The following is a 19,182-nucleotide window of genomic DNA, read 5'->3' on the forward strand; positions in this document are numbered from 1 at the left end:
GCGCGTCCGTTATCGCGGCACCGCCTGGGTGTAACGGGCGAGCGCCGCGCGCTCGTCCGTGACGATCTTTTGCAGTTCTGCAGCAGTGGTGACGTGTAACCGCATGCCGATCGCATTGAAGCGTGCCGCCAAGTCCCCGTCCGCGTCGATCGCGTGCAGGTCGGTGCCGATGCGTTTACGTAGCTCCGCCGACATCCCGCGGGGCACGAAAAAGCCAAGGAACGCTTCGTACTCGAGCTCCGGGAAACCCGACTCGCGCGCCGTGGGAACGTCCGGCAGGAAGGGTGATCGTTGACTATTCGTGATCGCGATAATCTTGATCTTGCCGGTTTGCGCCATCGGCAACTGGGTCGCGAGGGCAGCAGCATAGAATTGGAGTCGATCTTGCGAGAGGTCCTGCATCGCCATGCTCACCTCTCGGTATGGGACGCGCGGCAGATCGATGCCGGCGCGCTTCAAAAATCCCGGCACAAGATAGTCCAGACTGCCGGGAGTTCCGCTCCAATTGAACTGCCCCTTCTTCAGTCGCGCCTGCGCAACAAATTCGGACAGCGAGCTTGTCGCCAGGGAAGCAGGCACCCCTATCGCTACGTAGACTTCGGCGGCGGCCGCAACCGGCAGCAGATCGTCGGGATTGTACGCAAGGCTGCCCGCGTGCGCGAGCAGGTTGCTCGTGAGCGGGCCCCCGTTCGTGTAGAGGAGAGTATGTCCATCGTTCGAGTTGAGCACCGCGGTCGCGGCGATGATGCCGTCGGCACCTGGACGATTTTCGACGATGACGGGCTTCCCCCACCGCTTCGCGAGCTTTTCGGCGAGCGGACGCGCGGTGACGTCGCCACCGCTGCCAGGCGGAAATGGCGTGATGATCTTCACGACCTGGGTCGGCCACGACTGGGCGTTGCCCGGAAGCGCGGTAAACGACAGAGCGATTGTGGTCAGCAGTCCCAGAGCCAAATGCGTGGTGCGCATGACGGAGCCTCCTCGTCCCGACCGCCGGCACGGCAGTTTGTCGGGCTCGATGGACACTACGAAGCGATACCCTTAAGGTCCTTGTTTCAGGGTCTGAAGAGTTCTGAACAGGCATGGCGTTCAATCCGAAACCGGATCGAGACACTGTTCGATTTGGAACGTTTGCGCTGGGTCTTGTCGACCGGCGGTTGACCTGTTCGGGACAGCCCGTCAAACTCTCAAGCCGGGCGCTCGATATCCTCTGCGAATTGGCTTCGGTCCCAGGCGAGGTCGTGAGCAAGGATCGCCTGATGGAAAAAATCTGGCCGGGCCGCGTGGTGGAGGAGAACGCGATCCAGGTGCATGTGTCCACTTTGCGCAAGGCACTCGAAATCGGAAGTGACGGTCACAGCTACGTCGTCACCGTTCCGGGACGAGGCTATCGCCTGGTAGGGCTCGAGAATGGTCCCGACATGCCGGCGTATTCGGGCTCCGGAGACGCCCCGGCGCGCGGGACCACGGTCGCCGCTGCGGTTCGCCAATCTCAGTGGGGATTCCAGCCAAGATTACTTCGCCGACGGTATCGTAGAGGACATCATCACGGGACTGTCCCGTATCACCGGTCTATCGGTGGTCGGCAGCACGTCGAGCTTGCTGTTCGAAGCCGGCTCCGGCGACCTGGCGAGTATCGGGCGGAAGCTGGGGTGCCGCTATCTCGTGCAGGGGAGCGTACGTAAGGCCGACAATCGCTTAAGGATCACGGCGAGGTTGGTCGAGTCCGACACGGGAGTCGCATTGTGGGCCGAACGGTACGATCGCCGGTTTGATGATATTTTCGAGGTTCAGGATGCCATTGCGATGAGCCTGATCGGAGCGCTCGAACCGAATCTACGCAAGGTCGAGATCAGCCGCGTTCGACGAGAGCGCCCCAACAGTCTCGACGCCTATGACCTCGTGTTGCGGGCACTCTCCTCGATGCGCACAACCATGCCGACGGGCGCTGGTGAAGCCATTCCGCTCTTGGAGAAGGCATTGGTGCTGGAGCCCTATTATTCGGCGGCCCAGGCACAGTTGGCGCGATGTTTTCAGATACGATTCAGCCGCGGTGGATTGAACGAGGCAGATCGCGCCACCGCCGTCCATTATGCTCGCGCTGCGACGAGAAGTGACGACGCGACCGCGCTCGGTGCTGCCGGTCTGGTGATCTGGTTCGCCGACCCTGACTTCAGTGACGCGTTCGAGGTGTTTCACCGGGCACTGTCGATCAGTCCTTCGAATGTCGTTGCCTTGGGGAACAGTGCGTTTGCACATGCGTTCATGGGCGATGGCAAAATTGCGCTGCAACTGGCGCAACATGCCCTTACGGTTAGCCCGTTCGATACACTGATTGCTCACATGGCGATCGCGGTGACCGAACTCCATGCGAACCGTTTTGACGAGGCGCTCAGGGCAGCGGCTCGCGCCGTCGAAGCCAATCCCTCATTTAGCGTGCCGCAAGTCCTTCTCACGGTCGCCCTGGTCCGGCTCGGTCGCATCGAAGAGGCGAGATCGGCCGCCGAACGTGTTTTGAACCTAGACCCGACGTTCACGATGCCGGTGTGGTCGGTCACCGTACGAAAAAACCCTGCCGTTTTCGATCCAATGGCACAGGCGTGGAGCCAACTCGCTACTTGCAGTTAGTGTCGGCGCACAGCCCACAAGCGAAGTCAGGCCATGTGCGCTTCCCGGCCGCAGTCGAGTGCATAGCAGACGTCAAGTGCAGCGTGATTAAAAATGGGTACAAGCACTAGGCAATAAATAGCAAGCAAGAAACCAAGCGGAGGAAACGGGACGTCATGCAGCAGGCCGGTGAATTCGGGATCGACGACGCGCGACGCGTGCTCGGCGACGTCTTTGCGCCATGGGTGCAGGACCTCAATCTGTCGATCGAGCAGTTCGACTTTGCGCCGCCCGCCGGTGGCGGTGCCGACTGGCAGCCCGGCGCCATCCTGCGCATGCCGTTTTCCGAGCGGCTGTGCCGCCAGGGCGGCATCGTCTGCGGCCAAGCGCTGATGGCGTTCGCCGACACCGCGATGGTGCTCGCCAATCTCGCGGCCAACAAGGGCTATCGTCCGATGACGACGGTCGACCAGACCACGCATTTCATGCGCGCGGCGACCGCGTCCGATGTGCTGGCTGACGCCCGTGTGGTCCGGCTCGGCCGGACCATGAGCTTCGGTCGCGTCACGCTGCTCTCCGCCACCGACAACAAGCCGGTGGCAATGGTGTCGAGCGCATTCGCGATGCTGCCGGGATAGAGCACAATCCGGAAAAGTGCGAAGCGGTTCTCCCTCGCGACAAACGCAAGGCGTTCGCGCGGGATTATGCTCAAAGAAACGTCATTTGCCGAGAACGGCCTCGGCGGCATTGACGATGCTGATGGTCGGATTCTTTCCGCAATAGGTGCCGAACTTCTTTGCGTTCTCGACGAACACATCGGTGTCGATGATCGCCTCGTCGGAATCGCCCTTGTACCAGCCGTCCATCCAGATCAGCACCATCTTGATGGTATCGTCGCCGCCTTCGACGAACTGCTTGCAGGTCATGGTCGACAGATCGAGGACGGTGGCCTTGGCCGGCGCGGACGACAGCGCAAGCGCGGCGGCAAGCATGATCGAGGCAGTGAACTTCATCGCAATCTCCATGGGCAATGATCTGAAATGAACAGGTCGCCGGAAGCCCAGCGCATCCGCTCGCGACCTCGTAAGCGAAGCATTGCAGCGAACGCAAGCATGGCATCGCGCAGATCGTTCTGCACGTCGTTTCGGTGCACGGAGTGAGAAGCCGTGTCGCCGATTTGTCATGTGACGCCTCACCGAACGCGCAGTCGAGCTACACGACCTTGACGCGACGCCTCCTGCGCCAGCGCCGGAACAACCCAACAAGCACGATCAGCACCGCACCGGTCGCGACTGCCTTCGCGGCAAACCGTCCGCCGGGACGATCGATCAATCGCGCGAGAAGCGAAACACCCTCGCCCTGACGCGGCAGGCGAAACGCGACCACGCTGTCGCCGACCGATGTGCCGGCTTCGGAATGGCCGCCGGCGCCGATGACGACATATTGCTCGCCCTTCCAGAGATAAGTCATCGGATTGGCGACGCCCGGCACCGGAAGCCGGCCGAGCCACAACAGCCGGCCCGATCTGGCATCGAACGCGCGCAGATAGGCATCCATCGCGCCGGTGAAGACCAGCCCGCCTGCGGTGATCGCGACGCCATTGACCAGCGGCGTGCCGGTATCGAGCGCGATGCCGAGCGGCGCGAGATCCTCGCTGGTGCCGACCGTCGAATGCCAAAGGATCTTGCCAGCCTTGAGATCGACCGCCACCGTCTCGCCCCACGGCGGCTTGTTGCACGGCGATCCAACCGCCGACTTCGCCAGCGCCCGCGACATCGCGAACGGCGCGCCCTCCTGCTGGCCGAAATCATGTCCGGGCGGCGGATCGAAGCCCTTGGCCTGGTCGCGCGGGATCAATGTGATGATATGCGCCGCATGGCTGACATTGGCGTAGAGGACCTGGTTGACAGGATCGAACGCTGCGCTGCCCCAGTTCACACCGCCGCCGGTCATCGGATAGACGATCGTGCCTTGCGTCGACGGCGGCGTGTAAAGGCCCTCGTTGCGGGATTGGGCGAGCAGCTTCTCGCAGGCCGAGCTCCCGATGCCCGGCAGCAATCCGGCGACATCATCGGCCGTGATGCGTTGCGTCAGCAGCGGCGGCACGTGGGTCGGGAACGGCTGCGTCGGCGACAACTGCTCGCCGTCGGCGCCGTTCTGCGGCACCGCGCGCTCCTCGACCGGCCACACCGGCTTGCCGGTGTCGCGATCGAGCACGAACACAAAGCCCTGCTTGGTCGGCTGAATCACGACGTCGCGCATATCAGAACCGGTGTCGATCCGCGCCAATGTCGGCTGCGCCGGCAGGTCGTAGTCCCAGACGTCGTGATGCACGGTCTGGAATGCCCACACGAGCTCGCCGGTCTCGATCCGCAGCGCGACGACGGAATTGGCGTGCTTATCATTGCCGGGGCGCTTGCCGCCCCAGAAATCGGGACTGGGCGATGTCGTCGGCAGGAACACCAGGCCCCGCTCCTCGTCCACCGACATCGGCGCCCAGACATTGCTGTGACCGGCTTCGATCCCGTCATGCACCAGCGGATCGAACGTCCAGCGCGGCTGGCCGGTCCGCGCATCAAAGGCCCGCACCGCGCCGAGCGGCGCATCGACCCGCCGGTTGTCGCCGATCGCGGAGCCGACCACCACCACGCCGCGTCCCGTCACCGGCGCCGACGTGATTTGAAACTCGCCCGGCCATGCCAGCTTCATGCCGGCGTCGATCTTGATCTCGCCAGCGTTGCCGAAATCGGCGCAAGGCTTGCCGGTTCTGGCGTCGAGCGCGATCAGGCGCGTGTCATTGGTGCCGGTGAAGATGCGTGACTTGCAGGCCGCGCCGTCAGCCGCCCGATCATCCGTCCAGTGCGCGACGCCGCGGCAGACGAAGCGGTTGGCAGGCCGCTGCGCCATGCTGATCTTCGGATCGAACCGCCATTTCTGCGCACCGGTGCCGGGATCGAGCGCGATCACCTCGTTGAACGGCGTGCAGAGGATCAGGCTGTCCTCGACCAAGAGCGGCGTCACCTCGAACTTGGTCCGCTTCATGACCTCGGGCGGGCGCGCGTCGAGATCGCCGGTGCGGAATTCCCAGCCACGCACCAGCGTGCCGACATTGTCTGGCGTGATCTGGGTCAGCGGCGAGAAGCGCTGTCCGCCGCGGTCACCGCCCCAATATTCCCAGGCGAGCGCCGGCCGAGTACACAGCACCACTGCGGCAACCAGGCGAAACAACGACCGCATTGCGTCCTCCCGCGAGATGCGATCATTAGGCGCTGCATCTCAAGCGGGAAAGCCTTTACGCGATCGGCGCCTCAGTATCCACCCCTGTGATATCCGCCGCCATCATTGCCGCGATAGCCACCACGACCGCCGCCGATGCCAATTCCGATTCCAACGGGCGGCCCAACAGGCTCGTAGACCACGGCAGGAGGCGGACGGCGCACCACTACGACGTCGTCCTCGACCACCACGCGCGGCGGGCGCTTGCCTGCGCGCCGTGGCGGATCGGGATCGACGCGCTTACCGACACCCTTCTTGGCCGGTGCATCGGCCTTCTGCAACTGCGGCGGCGCGGCGTTGCAGGGACAGGTCGGCGCCGCCAGCGCGACATTGGTCGCGGGCACACTGACCGCAGCGGCCGGCGTCAGATCGGGACGATAGCGCAGCCGTTCGATCATCTTGCGCGCGGTGGCTGTAAGGTCGGTGTCAGGATATTGCGCGAGGAAGCCGCGATAGGCCGCCGCCGTGTTGGCGAGAATGGCATCATTCCACGCCACCATGCGGCGATGCCGGTCGAGCCAGTTGCGCGCCTGCAGGCCGCGCGGCGTGCCGGCGAAGACCGCGGCGAAGGCTTCATAGGATTCGTCGGTGCCGTCGACCACGATCAACTCGTTTGCGGCCTCGATCGGCTTGCCCTGCAATTCGCGTTTCCATTCGTCGACGGTGCGTTTGGCGGCGGCGGGTTGCGGCGCGGCCGCGGGCGTCGCCGAAGCCGGATCTGCGATGAAGCGGAAGTCGTCGGTGAGCGACGAGGAGTCCCATGGTGTCTGGCGGCCGTCGGTCGCCTTGTACACCGCAAGGCGAACGCGCTTGAAGGTGTCCTCGATCGCAATGCCCGGCTCCTTGGCCGAGGCCAGCAACGCGGTCGTATACGGGCTGTTGGCGCCGCTGCCGTCCTCGGCTTCCGCGCCCGGCGACGTCGAGAACGACACGAAGGTACCGGGTGCGCCGACCCTGGCATCGACGATGGCAAGCCCGTGGCCTGCGGTCTTGCTGAACTCCGGGAAAGGATTGTTGCGGCAGGCATCGAGCAGCACGATGCGCATCCGGCTCGGCACCGAGGTCAGCGTGTTCAGGATGTCGTTGAGGCGAACCGCCTGGATCGGGATGTCGGCCTCGCGCTTCGGATCGACATCGACCGGCACCAGATAGTTCTCGCCGTCGATCTGCAGGCCATGCCCGGCATAGAACACCAGCGCCACGGTGTCGGCGCCCTTCGCCGCCACTTGTCCGGCGAAGTCGCTGATCCGGCCGCGGATCTCGTCCTGCGACAGATCAGACGCCGCCGTCACCGCAAATCCGGCATCGGTCAGCATCTGCGACATGGCGCTGGCGTCGTTGGCCGGATTGGGCAGTGCGGGCACGGACTTGTAGGCCGATTGCCCGATCACCAGCGCCAGACGGTTTTCCGCCAATGCCGGTACGGTGCCGAGCAGGATCGCAGCCGGAACGATCAGGCTGAGCAACGAACGGCGAAACATGGCGGCCTCCGGCGGTGACGTCGGAAATGGGTCGAAAGCCGTCAAACCAAGGTTCAAGCTACGCGCGGCAACGGGCGGCCGCCCGACGCCGGTTCTGCTGCGGAACTGTCGCGGGGCCCAACGAGCGCTTACTGTTTCGGCTTCTTGGCTGGATCGGCGGCCGGCTTGGTGACGCCCCAGGGATCGTATTTCTCCTTGGGCTCGGGGATCCGATCGAGCGCGGCCTTGTAGGCCTTCTCGTCGACCTTTGGTTTCTGCTCGGTCTTCGCGTCACCGCCCCCGCCCCCTCGCCGGCCCTGGGCCAGAGTTGGTGTCGCGACCAGCGCCAGAATGACGGCAGCAACCGTGAAGCTTTTCATGTCAGTCTCTCTCCCCCGCGGCCGCAGAAACATCCGGCAATACCGCCACCCCAAACATAACTTGTCTCTCGACATTTGTTGATCGACAAAGCGCCGCGTGGCGCGAATTCAGCGTCACCAGGGGGGCGCAATCTGGGCGACGGCACATTAAATTAGCTCCATGGGACAGAGACAGGTACATGTGGCGGCGCTGCTGGCCGGCGCCGCCCTTATGTTGAGTGGCTGCGGGCTGGCGGGCAGCCACGCGGTGTGGCCGGAGATATTGAAGGTCAAGTCCACCGAGCCGGCGCCGCTCGAGGCGCCTCCGGATGTCAAACGGCTGGTCGCGAGCAAGCTGGACTCGGTGTTCACCGCCGGCTCGCAGCCGACCCATGTGCGGGTCTCCGCCCCGCTGCACGACCCCGGCGGCACCGGCTGGACGGCCTGCGTGCAGGCCGAGCTGACATCGGTGATCGGCAAGCCGCTCGGGACGCGGACCTATCGCGTGTTCATCAATGGTGGCGCGATCTTCGATCGCCGGCAGGTGGAGGCCGACGACAACTGCCTGACCGAGAATTACGAACCGGTCGACAGCGCCGTTGCGGTGCAAGCGCAACAAAACGCCAAACCGTGAGCCGCCCGCGCCATGCTGAATGCGCGGTTAACCTGACCGCTCAAATTGCCTGATGGCCTCAACGGCATTTTCCATTTCTTTCCGCTAGCGTTGCCCTGACGAACGCAGGCCGATCAGGCTCGCGCACCGGGGAAAACAGGGACGTGGCCGATATTGCTGACCAGGCAATGATCCGCCGTGCATCGCGTGACGATGCCACGGAGAGGCATGTGCTGCCGCCGCTGTCGGGCGCGCCGGTCGGTGCATGGCGCGTGCTGGCCGAGCGTACGATCGAGGCCAATGGCTACTACCAGCCGGACTGGGAATTGGCGGTCGATGCCTCCGCGCGCGGTCGCACCGGCGCGTCGCTGCTCAGCGCCACCGGCGATGCCGGGCAATTGATCGGGCTGTTGCCGGTCGTCCCGATGCGGCGGATCTATCGCATTCCCCTGCCCGCGCTGGTCGGCGTCGAGCCCTATGGCACGCTGTGCACGCCGCTGCTCGACCGCGACGCCGCCGAGCAGGCGGTCGGCAAGATGCTGCAGCAGGCACGCGATGCGGGCGCGCATGCGCTGATCCTCCGCACCATGTCGCTGGAGGGCCCGGCCATGGCCGCGATCCGCGCGGTGCTCGCGCGGGACGGTTTGCAGCCGCGCCTGCTCAGCGCCTATCAGCGCGCGCAGCTCGATGCGACGCGCGATGCCGACCAATTGCTGCGCGACGCGCTCGGGCCTAAGAAGCTGAAGGAGCTACGCCGCCAGCGTCAACGCCTCGCCGACCATGGCGCGGTGCGCTTCGACGTCGCACGCACGCCACACGAAGTTGCCACCGCGCTTGAGACCTTCCTTGTCCTCGAAGCCGGCGGCTGGAAGGGCCGGCGCGGCACGGCGCTCAGCCAGCACGCCGGCGATGAGGCCTTCATCCGCCGCGCGACGTCGGCAATGGCCGAAGCCGGCCGCTGCGAGATCCTCACGCTGTATGCGGGCGCGACACCGGTCGCAGGCGGCATCGTGGTGCGCCACCAGGACCGCGCCTTCTTCTTCAAGATCGGCATCGACGAGCGCTTTGCGAAGCATTCGCCCGGCGCGCAATTGACGCTGGAGCTGACGCGGCACCTCTGCGCCGACCCCGCGATCAATTCGGCCGATTCCACCGCAGCTCCCGGCCACCCCATGATCGATCCGATCTGGCGCGGCCGCTTCGCAATCGGCGACGTGCTGCTCCCGCTGCGACGCCACGATCCGCTGCTACCGGCCATTCACGGCGCGCTGAACATCCACAGGCACGGCTACGAAGCCGCGCGTGACGCTGTCAGGTGGATCCGCCAACGGCGCGCAACGCCCGGATAGCACGACGCCGCTTGCACCAGCCCGCGGGTCGAAAGATTGCGCGCGACGGCCTCGGAGCGAGGCGCTCAGCGTTCCCTGAATGCCTCGGAGGCAACCTTGGTGAGCGGCGACAGCAGATAGCTGATGATGCGGCGGTCGTCGGTCCTGACTTCCGCGGTGAGGGTCATGCCCGGGGTGAGCGGTATGATCACGTTATCGATCTTCATCGCCGATTCCTCCAGCGCCACCGTGACGAGGAACACAAAATTCTGCGGCTGCCCGGGAGCGCCCGGCGTGTTGGCCATCGCATTCACGGTGCTGGTGGGGTTGGCTTGCTGGCGCCGCGCCGTCTGCTCGTCGATCGCATCGTTGGCGACGTTGATGACCTTGCCATGCAGCGAGCCGAAGCGGGTGAACGGGAACGTGTCGACCTTGACCACGACGTCCTGGCCGACCTTGATGAAGCCGATATCGGTGTTCGACACATAGACCTCGGCCTGCAGCCGCCCACCATCCGGCACGATGGTCAGAAGCTGCTGGCCGGTCGTGACGACCTGGCCGAGCGTCGTGACCGCAAGCGCCTGCACGGTTCCGGAGGTCGGGGCAAGCAGCTTGGTGCGGGCCAGCTTGGTGCTGGCCTTGGCATATTGCTGCACGGCGTCGTCGAGCTTTTTCTCGGCATCGGCAAGCTTCGTGCTGTTGTCGGCGATGAATGTCGCGAGATCCTTGTCCTTCTCGCCGCGCAGCTCGACGATCGCAGCCTCGGTCTCGAGCAGCTGGCCCTTGTCGCTGGCAAGCGACGAGCGGGACTTGTCCAGCGACTCCAGCGCATCGAACAGATTGATCTTGGTGCCGACCTCGAGCTTGAGCGATGCCTCGCGAACCGCCACGCGGTCCTGCAGCGTCTTGATCAGCTCGGTCTGATAGGCGATGCTCATGTTGAGGCGTTCGCGGGTCGCGTGCTTCTGCGCGATCTGCTTCTCCAGCGTCCCGATGGTCTCGGCAAGCTGGGAAAGATCCGCCGCCAGCACACGATGTTCGCGGCTGCGGAACGCAGGCGGCACGTCATCCTGCCATTCGACGTCTGCCACCGGGAACAGCGGCCTGCCCGGCCAGGCCTTCGCCTGATCGATCGCCACCTTGCGGCGGGCGACCTCTGCGCGAAGCGCGCTCGCCGCCTCGCTTTGCCGCCTGGCCTCGGCCTCGGCTTCGGCGGCATCAAATGCCATCAGCTCCTGTCCGGCCTCGACGCGCATTCCGTTGGTCACCGACAACGAAACCACCGTGCCCGGATCAAAGGGCTGAATGAACTTGGTCTGTCCGGAAGGCACAATCTTGCCGAGCGCCACCGCATGCACGTCCAGCCTGCCGAAAACCGACCAGGCGAGTGCGGCCGCCACGAAGGCGCAGATCGTGAGCATCAGCGCCACCTTGACCGGCGACGCGGGGGTTTCCAGGATCTCCAGCGCGGACGGCAGGAACTCGCGGTCGGCGCCGCGAACGTCCGACTTGAATGGAAAAAGAACCTGGCGAGCCGGTGTGACTTCCTTGCCCATCACTTTGTCCAATCATTCTGCATCGACCACAGACGGCCGTAAAGGCTGCCGCTGTTTGCGATCAGTTGGTCGTGATTTCCCTGTTCGACGATCCTGGCGTCCGACATGCCGATGATCCGGCTGCATGGCCGCACCGCGGCGAGCCGGTGCGCGATGATGATGACGGTGCGTCCCTTGGTGATGGCGCGCATGTTGTTCTGAATGATGCGCTCGCTCTCGTAGTCGAGCGCGCTGGTCGCCTCGTCGAGGATCAGGATCCGCGGGTTGGTCGCCAGCGCCCGGGCGATGGCGATGCGTTGACGCTGTCCGCCCGACAGGTTGCTGCCGCGCTCCTCGATCATCGTGTCGTAGCCCTGCGGCAGCGCCCCGATGAACTCGTCCGCGCCGCCCAGCCGCGCAACGTGCATCACTTGCGCCCGCGTCATCGCCGGATTCGCCAACGCGATATTCTCGTGGATGGTGCGGTTGAACAGCAGGTTTTCCTGCAGCACGACGCCGATCTGCCGGCGCAGCCAGCTTGGGTCGAGCTGCGCCACGTCGACGCCGTCAAGCAAGACCTGACCGCGCTCCGGCAAATACAGCCGCTGGATCAGCTTGGTCAGGGTCGACTTGCCCGAGCCCGAAGGCCCGACGATCCCGATCACCTCGCCGGCCTTGATCCTGAGCGAGATGTTGCGGAGAACCTCTGGACGGCCCGGCTGATAGCGGAACGACACGTCGCGCAACTCGATATCGCCTTTCGGCGGCGGCAGGGTCGGCAGGCTCGCCGGGATCGGCTCGACCGGCGTGTTGAGGATGTCGCCGAGGCGCTCGACCGACACCTGAACCTGCTGCAGATCCTGCCACAGCTGCGACAGCCGCAGGATCGGCTGCAGCACCTGGCTCGAGATCATGTTGAAGGCGATCAGTTCGCCGACGGTCATCGACCCCGCGATCACCGCTTGCGCCCCGAACAGCAGGATCATCGCCGTGGTGAGCCTGCCGACATACTGGATCAGGTTCTGTCCGAGTGAGCCCAGCATCGACGCTTCGAAGGAGGTGCGGACATAGGCGGCCAGCCGGTCCTCCCACTCCGCCTGCATGATCGGCTCGACGCTCGCCGCCTTGAGCGTCAGGGCGCCGACGATCGACTCGACCAGGAATTGCTGGCTGCGCGCGCCGCGATTGAATTTTTCCCGGATCTTCTCGCGCAGGAACGGACGGATCAGGCCCGCGATCAGCACGTAGAGCGGCAGCGTCGCCAGCACCACGAGCGTCAGGGGCACTGAATAGAGGAACAGAACGCCGACAAAGACGAAGGTGAAGAACAGGTCGAGAAGCGACGTCAGTCCCTGGCCGGTTAGGAAGTTCCGGATGGTCTCGAGCTCGCGCACGCGCGCGATCGTCTGGCCGGTTGCGCGGGTCTCGAAATAGGCGATCGGAAGCCGGAACAGATGATGAAAAAGCCGCCGCCCGAGCTCGACATCGATGCGGTTGGTGGTGTGACTCAAGGCATAGGTCCGCAGATATTGCAGCGTCGCCTCGAACAGGCCGAGCGACACCATCCCGACGACCAGCACGATCAGTGTCGACATGGCCTTGTGAACGAGCACCTTGTCGACCACGAGCTGGAAGAACAGTGGCGTGATCAGGCCGAATATCTGCACGAAGAACGATGCCAGCAAGACATGCGAGAGCACGCGCCGGTAGCGCCAGATCGACGGCAGGAACCAGTTGAAGCCGAATGTCTTCGGATTGACGCCGGCGCCGCCGGCCCGCCGCGTGATCAGGACGATATTGCCGTCCCATTGCTGGGCCAACTGCTCGAGATCGACCTCGGCGCTGCTGCGGCGCACCGGATCGGCGAGACGGAACTGGCCGGCCTTGCCGCCCGGCGCGAGCACCAGGAAGCCGCCTTCCTTGAGTCCGATGATGGCCGGCAAGGGACAGCTGGTGAGGCGCTTCACCGTGGCGTTGGTGATCCAGCGCGCCTTCAACTCCAGGCGCTTTGCGGCCGCAACGAGGTCCGCGGACTCAGCGAGCCGCCCGGCCAGTCCGAGCTCGTGACCGAGTTGCCGGGGATCGGCGGCGATGCGGAAATAGCCCGCCACCAAAGCCACGGAATACAGGCCGGTATCAACCTTCTCGACCGACGCCGGAGCGTCGTCGTTATCGGGGATTGCTGATTGCAACGTCATGACTATCCCTTGTTACAACCGCAATATTGTTCTCAACACCAAGGACGCGCCCGACGCCGTCCTTTGCCGGCTTGCCGCGTCTGGCCGGATCGAACTGGCGGACAAATTCCGCCCATTGCGGCAGGCAGCGCCGCTTCAGGTCGTACCGATCGACGATCGTGCGGCGCGCGGCCTCCCGCAGGCCCCGGAACTGCGACGGCGCGGCCAGCGCCTCGATCGTCAGTTCGGCAAGCTTTTCTGAATCGAAGAAATTGACCAGCAGACCGTTCTCACCGTCGACGATCACCTCTTCCACCGGCGCCGTCTTCGAGGCGATCACCAGCGCGCCGGCGCTCATCGCCTCCAGCATCGACCACGACAGCACGAACGGATAGGTCAAATACAGGTGCGCGCTCGAAATCTGCATCAGCGCAACAAACCTGTCGTACGGAATCGATCCGACAAAATGCACCCGATCGAGCGGCAGCGAATCCTGCACCTCTTCCAGGAAGATGTTCTTCCAGCTGCGGCCATCCCTCGGCTTCGGTCCATACGAGGCGCCGTCGCCTCCGACGATCACGACCTGGGCGTTCTTCCGCTCTTCGAGGATCGCCGGCAGCGATCGCATGAAGATATGATAGCCCCGATAGGGCTCGAGATTGCGGTTGACGAAGGTGATGACTTCATCCTGCGGGCCGAGCGACCGGCCGTTCGGCAGGACAAAGGTCGCCGCCGGATCGGGCGCCACCATGTCGGTGTCGATGCCCTCGTGCAGCACCTGGATCTTGGATTGCAGATGCGAGGGGTATCGCATCTTTTGCCACTGCGTCGGAGCCACCGCGGCGTCGGCGTCCGTCATCGCGAGCAGGATCGGCGCATTGTTCAGGCGCGCGGCAAAGCGCTCGTTGAATGACAACGTCGAGTGAAACTCGGGATCGAAACCGATATTCGCCCCGTCGGCCGAATAGTAGAACTCGGCATGGACGGCGAGCCTTGCAGACGGCCAGACATCGCGGACCGCCAGCGTTTCGCCCCAGCCGACATGGCCGAAAACCAGATCGGGCACGAACCCCTGCTCTCGCAACTTCAGCATCTCATCGGCGGCGTGCCGCGCCCGCACCACGTGCTGCGAGAAGGAAGCCGCCAGCGGCGAGGGTTTGCCGACATTCGCGTCATTGAAACGGTAGCGCCGGACCGGCACGATTTCCGGCTTCGTGTTGCGGCTGTCGCAAAGCGCCAGGACCTGGTCGCCGGAGCGCTTCAGGAGCTGAGCAATGTGCCTGAACTGCGCTGGAAAATTCTGGTGGATGAAAAGAATGCGCATGACAATCGGGGTTCGGGTTGAGGTGCTTTCCTAGCGCTGTTTCTCGACAAGCAAGGTTTTCGGCCGTCGCGATTTGGCGGTTTCGAACAATGAATAGGTCCGGCTGACGTAGTTGGTCACGGCCGACACGCCCTGCATGTATTCTCGCAGCTGCGGCGTCATATCCGCCTCGACCATGCGGACCGGCCGGGTCGGATCCTGGAATTCGAAGCGGACGTAGAACCAGGGATCGCCGCGCTTCAGCACCAGCTCCTTGCTGATGTCATGCCATTCGAAGGCCCACATCATCGGGCGCGGCCAGATATGAATCGGCAGCCGGCCGCCGATCATCACGCCCGGCAACGGCGTCGTGTAGTAGTGATTGAAGGCCGGCAACTGCATCATGTAGACGAGTTCATCGGCCAGGAAGACGTAGGGGCTCCCAATTTGCAGAATGGGCCGCTTCGGATGGCGCCATTCCTTGGGGGAGTTGAGCTTGACCAGTTCCGCGAGTGCCTTCGGCCGGATCGAGGACATGTCACCGGCCGTGCTACTGAGCTTTGGCTCGTTGGTTTTCGGATCGATCGCGATCCGAAGCTGAATGTCGACCGGGCAGTTGACCTGGAAGATGCGCGCTTCGTGATCGATCACGGCGGGGCAGTATGTCACGGCCTTGGCGTGCGCGGTGCGCTTCTCTTCCCGGCTGAGCCGGCTCGGGGCCTCCCACATGAAGGTGGCCTTGTTGGTGTCAAGCGTCCAACCAACCTCGACGGCCCTGTTGAGAGACACCTTTCGCTTCAAGAAATCAAACATTCCCCTAACCTCATACCAGCCATCATAGTTGCTTCGGCCGGTTCATGCACTTCCAACTTCGTCGCGTCGAGATCCCGCAAAACCACGGGCTAACCAATTTGAAACGCTCCGCGCCCGACCGCAGTCAAAGCGGACGGGCGCTTTCGATCTGTGAAACTGGGGGTTTTGAACCATCCAGTCCGGATTGGTGGCGGCGAAAGGGGGCCCGGGAGAAAGCTCCCGGGCCCCTCTCGTTAACTGACAATCGAGAAATTCGCCGCCGTGACCGTGGCTGCGGAAGCGCCGTTCAGCCAGACCGCAGTGTCGCTGTCGACCTGGACGACGAAGTAGGCGCCGTTCTGGTAGGAGTGCGACAGCACATCCGCGAACGAACTGAAGCCTGTGCCGTTCAGCTGCACGGTATCGGTGGCAGCGTTGAAGTCCTGAACCACCTCGACGCCCGGCACGTCGTTGGAGACGAACGTGTTGTTGCCGCCGCCGCCGAAGTAGTAGTTCACGCCGGTGCCGCCATCGAAATAGTCGTTGCCGGCGCCGCCGAGCAGAACGTCAACGCCGGCACCGCCGTACATGGTGTCGTCGCCATTGCCGCCGTAGAGATAGTCGTTGCCCTGGTCGCCGTACATGACGTCGTTGCCGTCGTCGCCATTCTCGACCGCCGAGCCCTGGGTGGCGATGATGACGTCGTTGCCCGTTCCACCGTAGGCATTGCTGAGGTTGCCACTGCTCATGTAGAGCCAGTCGTCGCCGGCGTCGCCTTCGAGCAGATCGGTGCCGGCATCTCCGGTGATGGTGTCGTTGCCGGTGCCGCCATACGACGTATCGTTGCCGGTGCCGCCATACACCAAATCGTTGCCGTCACCGCCGAACAGGAGGTCATCGCCGCCGCCCCCTGCAAGGACATCGTTGCCGAGGCCGCCGTACAGACCCGGCGTCACGGAACCGAAAGCGCCAGTGATGGCGGCGCCGCTGTCGTTACCGTCGCCACCGTAGATCGTGTCGTTGCCGTTTGAGCCATCCAAGCGGTCGCGGCCAGCGCCGCCATCGATGATGTGGAGCTGCGTGGTCAGACCACTCGAATCTTCCTGGATGTAATCGTCGCCGCTGCCGCCATACTCGAACTGGCTAACGGCGGTATTGCCACCCTGGATGAAATCGTTGCCGTCGCCGCCGTAGAAATTGCCGTAGGCCGTGCTGCTCCAGAGTGCATACAGGTAGTCGTTGCCCTGGCCGCCCTCCCAGTAGTCGAAACCGACGATGCTGCTGCCCAGCGTGTCGTTGCCCTGGCCGCCATAGAGCGAATCGAAGTTGGCTGCGGGGGCAACGCTGTTGTCGGTGCTGTCGCCGTAAAACACGGGCATGGAATATCTCCGTCAATATTGGCTCTTCGTCGAGCCGGCCAAAAACTTAGAGGCGGCCAAATATGGGGAACCGCCGGGGGACGAAATGGCCTCGAAAGGCCGGTCTTCAAACAAGGCGTTAACCTAGCATCCAACTGTTTTGGTATCGGCGATGGTTGCAAGGTTCAATGCAATCGAAAATCACCTGCTTTAATTTCCAAGGCCGGCCGTAGAGATAGGCGACCGGCGCTTGGCACCAGAAGCCGGAGTTGCGAGGCCGCCTGCCCCGGCTCAAAACACCAAAAGAGGCTCGGAAGAAGGGTCCCGGACCCCGCCTCGCCGACTAACAATAGGGGAATTCGCCGCCGGGCACTGTGGTCGCGCTCACATTTGCGCTGATCAACAAACTGCCGTGTCGCGGCCGACCATGAAACATCTCCGTCAATATGCAGGCTCTTCGTCGAGCCGCTAAAAAAGCGAGGGCGGCCACAAATCGAAGCCAACCCAAACGATGCCGGCCACGGGGGCCGAACCTCTCAAATACACCGTTACGCTAACACGGCGTTCGGCGGGCACGCTATCGCCCTCAGGTTGCAGGTTCAAGGAGGCGGCAAAAAGAAATCAGGTTCCACTGCAACGGCCTCACCTGCTATCAATCTCGGGCAATATTGATTTTGGATAATCAGATGTCGTTTCCCACCGCCGCGATTTCCTATCTTCCCGAAGCCTACTCGCTTGGCGACAAGCGCATCATGGGACGTCAAGCCGCCGGGGCTGGATTTCTCAAGGCGCTGGCGCGCGAGAAACCGGAACGGCTGTTCTGCTACACGCCAAAGCGGGAATTCGTCGATCAGTTCGCGACCGATATAAGGCGTTCCGGATCGGATACCACCACCATCGAATGGCTGCCGCCGCCGGCGCATCGACGTCTTGGCGAACCAGGGCTGCTGTATCTGCCCGACCCCGGCCTCGCCCCGTACGCCTGGCGGCGGGCGCGGCACTCGCCTCGCGCCTATAGCCTGTGCGGCATCACGCACACGACGATGACCCATGTTGCGATGGGGATGCTGTCGTCGATGCCGCTCAGTCCGCTCGAGCATTGGGATGCGGTTATTTGCACCTCGCTTGCAGTGCACAAGAGCGTCGACCAGTTGCTTAAGGCGCAGGCCGCATTCCTGAAGGCGAGGCTGGGCGCGCGCCGAATGCCGATACCGCAGCTTCCGGTGATCCCGCTTGGGGTCAATTGCGCCGACTTCACCTTTCGCGAAGGCGAACGGCAACGCGCCAGGCAGATGTTGGGAATCGACGACGATGAGATCGTCCTGCTTTACGTCGGACGCCTGTCTTTCCATGCCAAGGCCCACCACGTTCCCATGCTGCTGGCGGCGGAACAGGCCAGCAAGGGACATAAGGTCGTGCTGGTGCTGGCGGGCTGGTTCAGCCGCGACGCCACCGAGGAGCTCTATGTCCGCGAGTGCGCCCAATTTGGCCCGTCTCTGCGGCGCATCTTCGTCGACGGGCGCAAGGCCAAGGATCTGAAGGCCGCATGGGCGGCGGCCGACATCTTCACCTCGCTCGCCGACAATTTTCAGGAGACGTTCGGCCTCACGCCGGTCGAGGCGATGGCTTCCGGCCTGCCGGTCGTGGTATCGGACTGGAACGGCTACAAGGAAACCATTCGTCACGGCACCGACGGCTTCCGGGTGCCAACCCTCACTTTGCCACCAGGTTCGGCCGAGTTCCTCGTCGAGCGGGCAGACTTCGGCTTCGACAATTACGATACCTATACCGCCCTCACGAGCCAGTTGATCGCAGTCGACATCCCCGCCGCCGCGACCGCCTATTCGACGCTGTTTGCCAATCCCGATCTGCGGCGGCAGATGGGGGCAGCGGGGCAGAAGCGCGCGCGCGATCACTATGACTGGTCGCAGATCATGAAGCTGTATGCACAGCTTTGGACCGAACTCGGAGCGCGCAGGCGAAGCAAGGTCGAAGGCACCGTGCCGGCAGGAGCAATCCGGCCGGACCGGCTCAATCCGTTCTCGATGTTCAACTCCTATCCGACGCGAACGCTCGACGGCGCATGTGTATTCGCGCTGGGCGAAGGCGTGGACCGCAAGGAAGTGCAACGCAGGCTTTCCGCCGAAAGTATTGCGCGGGCCGCTCAGGTCGTTGCCAGGCCGCAGGTTGTGGATGAGATCGTCGGCGCCTTCGAAAAGCATGGCCCGTCGTTATCGATGTCGGACCTGATCCGGCACATGCCCAACGTACCCGGTGAATCTGTGGAGCGAACGGTGATGGTACTGACCAAATGCGGTATCCTCACCCTGCAGTCAAAACCGAAAGCGACGCCTTCCGCGCGCAAACCGTAATC

Annotated in this window: 16 protein-coding genes; 6 read left to right on the plus strand and 10 right to left on the minus strand. The window is 63.7% G+C overall.

All coding sequences use genetic code 11. The annotated features are described in order from the left end of the window. Positions 1–9: 9 nt before the first annotated feature. Positions 10–969 (minus strand): Bug family tripartite tricarboxylate transporter substrate binding protein, encoded by a 960-nt coding sequence (locus HAP48_RS46505; RefSeq protein WP_166207100.1) that lies wholly within the window; start codon positions 967–969, stop codon positions 10–12. A 113-nt stretch (positions 970–1,082) separates the two neighbouring features. Between HAP48_RS46505 and HAP48_RS51010 the strand changes: the two genes are divergently transcribed. The 3 genes from HAP48_RS51010 (at position 1,083) to HAP48_RS46515 (ending at position 3,245) form a co-directional block, all read left to right on the plus strand. Beyond that, entirely contained in the window at positions 1,083–1,685 is a 603-nt protein-coding gene (locus tag HAP48_RS51010; protein ID WP_166207103.1) for a winged helix-turn-helix domain-containing protein, read from the plus strand. Beyond that, positions 1,600–2,628, plus strand: coding sequence for a tetratricopeptide repeat protein (locus HAP48_RS46510; RefSeq protein ID WP_166207106.1), 1,029 nt, complete (start codon positions 1,600–1,602; stop codon positions 2,626–2,628). The genes HAP48_RS51010 and HAP48_RS46510 overlap by 86 nt, the downstream gene beginning before the upstream one ends. Before the next feature lie 155 nt (positions 2,629–2,783). Then, a complete protein-coding gene (locus HAP48_RS46515) occupies positions 2,784–3,245 on the plus strand; it encodes a PaaI family thioesterase (protein ID WP_166207109.1) in 462 nt (153 codons plus the stop codon). A gap of 81 nt (positions 3,246–3,326) precedes the next feature. Here HAP48_RS46515 and HAP48_RS46520 read toward each other — a convergent pair whose 3' ends face one another. From HAP48_RS46520 to HAP48_RS46535, 4 genes are all read right to left on the minus strand, one after another. After that, positions 3,327–3,620, minus strand: a complete 294-nt coding sequence (locus HAP48_RS46520; protein WP_166207112.1) for an HdeA/HdeB family chaperone — start codon at positions 3,618–3,620, stop codon at positions 3,327–3,329. Between the two features lie 199 nt (positions 3,621–3,819). Next, positions 3,820–5,844, minus strand: coding sequence for a pyrroloquinoline quinone-dependent dehydrogenase (locus tag HAP48_RS46525; protein ID WP_166207115.1), 2,025 nt, complete (start codon positions 5,842–5,844; stop codon positions 3,820–3,822). A 71-nt stretch (positions 5,845–5,915) separates the two neighbouring features. Next, on the minus strand, positions 5,916–7,364 hold the full coding sequence (locus HAP48_RS46530) for a caspase family protein (RefSeq protein ID WP_166207118.1): 1,449 nt from the start codon (positions 7,362–7,364) through the stop codon (positions 5,916–5,918). 128 nt (positions 7,365–7,492) lie between these two features. Continuing rightward, complete coding sequence (locus tag HAP48_RS46535) at positions 7,493–7,723, minus strand: hypothetical protein (RefSeq protein WP_166207121.1); 231 nt, start codon at positions 7,721–7,723, stop codon at positions 7,493–7,495. A gap of 181 nt (positions 7,724–7,904) precedes the next feature. Here HAP48_RS46535 and HAP48_RS46540 point away from each other — a divergent pair, with 181 nt between their 5' ends. After that, positions 7,905–8,336 (plus strand): hypothetical protein, encoded by a 432-nt coding sequence (locus tag HAP48_RS46540; RefSeq protein WP_224496858.1) that lies wholly within the window; start codon positions 7,905–7,907, stop codon positions 8,334–8,336. 143 nt (positions 8,337–8,479) lie between these two features. Further along, positions 8,480–9,664: a GNAT family N-acetyltransferase gene (locus HAP48_RS46545; RefSeq protein WP_166207127.1), complete on the plus strand. Its 1,185-nt coding sequence runs from the start codon at positions 8,480–8,482 to the stop codon at positions 9,662–9,664. Positions 9,665–9,729: 65 nt separating this feature from the next. Here HAP48_RS46545 and HAP48_RS46550 read toward each other — a convergent pair whose 3' ends face one another. From HAP48_RS46550 to HAP48_RS46570, 5 genes are all read right to left on the minus strand, one after another. Continuing rightward, the gene (locus HAP48_RS46550) at positions 9,730–11,199 is read right to left on the minus strand and encodes an HlyD family type I secretion periplasmic adaptor subunit (protein WP_166207130.1); all 1,470 of its coding nucleotides are present in this window, start codon (positions 11,197–11,199) and stop codon (positions 9,730–9,732) included. Further along, positions 11,199–13,376: a type I secretion system permease/ATPase gene (locus tag HAP48_RS46555; protein ID WP_166207133.1), complete on the minus strand. Its 2,178-nt coding sequence runs from the start codon at positions 13,374–13,376 to the stop codon at positions 11,199–11,201. Before HAP48_RS46555 ends, HAP48_RS46550 begins: the two co-directional genes overlap by 1 nt. Further along, positions 13,348–14,679 carry a glycosyltransferase gene (locus tag HAP48_RS46560; RefSeq protein ID WP_166207137.1) on the minus strand — a complete coding sequence of 444 codons (1,332 nt, stop codon included), beginning with the start codon at positions 14,677–14,679 and terminating at the stop codon, positions 13,348–13,350. The genes HAP48_RS46555 and HAP48_RS46560 overlap by 29 nt, the downstream gene beginning before the upstream one ends. Before the next feature lie 30 nt (positions 14,680–14,709). Beyond that, positions 14,710–15,447, minus strand: a complete 738-nt coding sequence (locus HAP48_RS46565) for a hypothetical protein (RefSeq protein ID WP_224496859.1) — start codon at positions 15,445–15,447, stop codon at positions 14,710–14,712. A gap of 257 nt (positions 15,448–15,704) precedes the next feature. Continuing rightward, positions 15,705–16,829, minus strand: coding sequence for a calcium-binding protein (locus tag HAP48_RS46570; RefSeq protein WP_166207140.1), 1,125 nt, complete (start codon positions 16,827–16,829; stop codon positions 15,705–15,707). A 665-nt stretch (positions 16,830–17,494) separates the two neighbouring features. Here HAP48_RS46570 and HAP48_RS46575 point away from each other — a divergent pair. Further along, a complete protein-coding gene (locus HAP48_RS46575) occupies positions 17,495–19,180 on the plus strand; it encodes a glycosyltransferase family 4 protein (RefSeq protein WP_166207143.1) in 1,686 nt (561 codons plus the stop codon). Positions 19,181–19,182 lie beyond the last annotated feature (2 nt).

Source organism: Bradyrhizobium septentrionale (assembly GCF_011516645.4).
GTDB classification, from domain to species: domain Bacteria; phylum Pseudomonadota; class Alphaproteobacteria; order Rhizobiales; family Xanthobacteraceae; genus Bradyrhizobium; species Bradyrhizobium septentrionale.

Excerpts from the sequence above, each read along its gene's own strand:
- HAP48_RS46515 (WP_166207109.1), top strand. The coding sequence starts at position 2,784 with ATGCAGCAGGCCGGTGAATTCGGGATCGACGACGCGCGACGCGTGCTC.
- HAP48_RS46520 (WP_166207112.1), bottom strand. The coding sequence starts at position 3,620 with ATGAAGTTCACTGCCTCGATCATGCTTGCCGCCGCGCTTGCGCTGTCG.
- HAP48_RS46560 (WP_166207137.1), bottom strand. The coding sequence starts at position 14,679 with ATGCGCATTCTTTTCATCCACCAGAATTTTCCAGCGCAGTTCAGGCAC.
- HAP48_RS46535 (WP_166207121.1), bottom strand. The coding sequence starts at position 7,723 with ATGAAAAGCTTCACGGTTGCTGCCGTCATTCTGGCGCTGGTCGCGACA.
- HAP48_RS46575 (WP_166207143.1), top strand. The coding sequence starts at position 17,495 with ATGTCGTTTCCCACCGCCGCGATTTCCTATCTTCCCGAAGCCTACTCG.
- HAP48_RS46550 (WP_166207130.1), bottom strand. The coding sequence starts at position 11,199 with ATGGGCAAGGAAGTCACACCGGCTCGCCAGGTTCTTTTTCCATTCAAG.
- HAP48_RS46530 (WP_166207118.1), bottom strand. The coding sequence starts at position 7,364 with ATGTTTCGCCGTTCGTTGCTCAGCCTGATCGTTCCGGCTGCGATCCTG.
- HAP48_RS46505 (WP_166207100.1), bottom strand. The coding sequence starts at position 969 with ATGCGCACCACGCATTTGGCTCTGGGACTGCTGACCACAATCGCTCTG.
- HAP48_RS46555 (WP_166207133.1), bottom strand. The coding sequence starts at position 13,376 with ATGACGTTGCAATCAGCAATCCCCGATAACGACGACGCTCCGGCGTCG.
- HAP48_RS51010 (WP_166207103.1), top strand. The coding sequence starts at position 1,083 with ATGGCGTTCAATCCGAAACCGGATCGAGACACTGTTCGATTTGGAACG.
- HAP48_RS46570 (WP_166207140.1), bottom strand. The coding sequence starts at position 16,829 with ATGCCCGTGTTTTACGGCGACAGCACCGACAACAGCGTTGCCCCCGCA.
- HAP48_RS46525 (WP_166207115.1), bottom strand. The coding sequence starts at position 5,844 with ATGCGGTCGTTGTTTCGCCTGGTTGCCGCAGTGGTGCTGTGTACTCGG.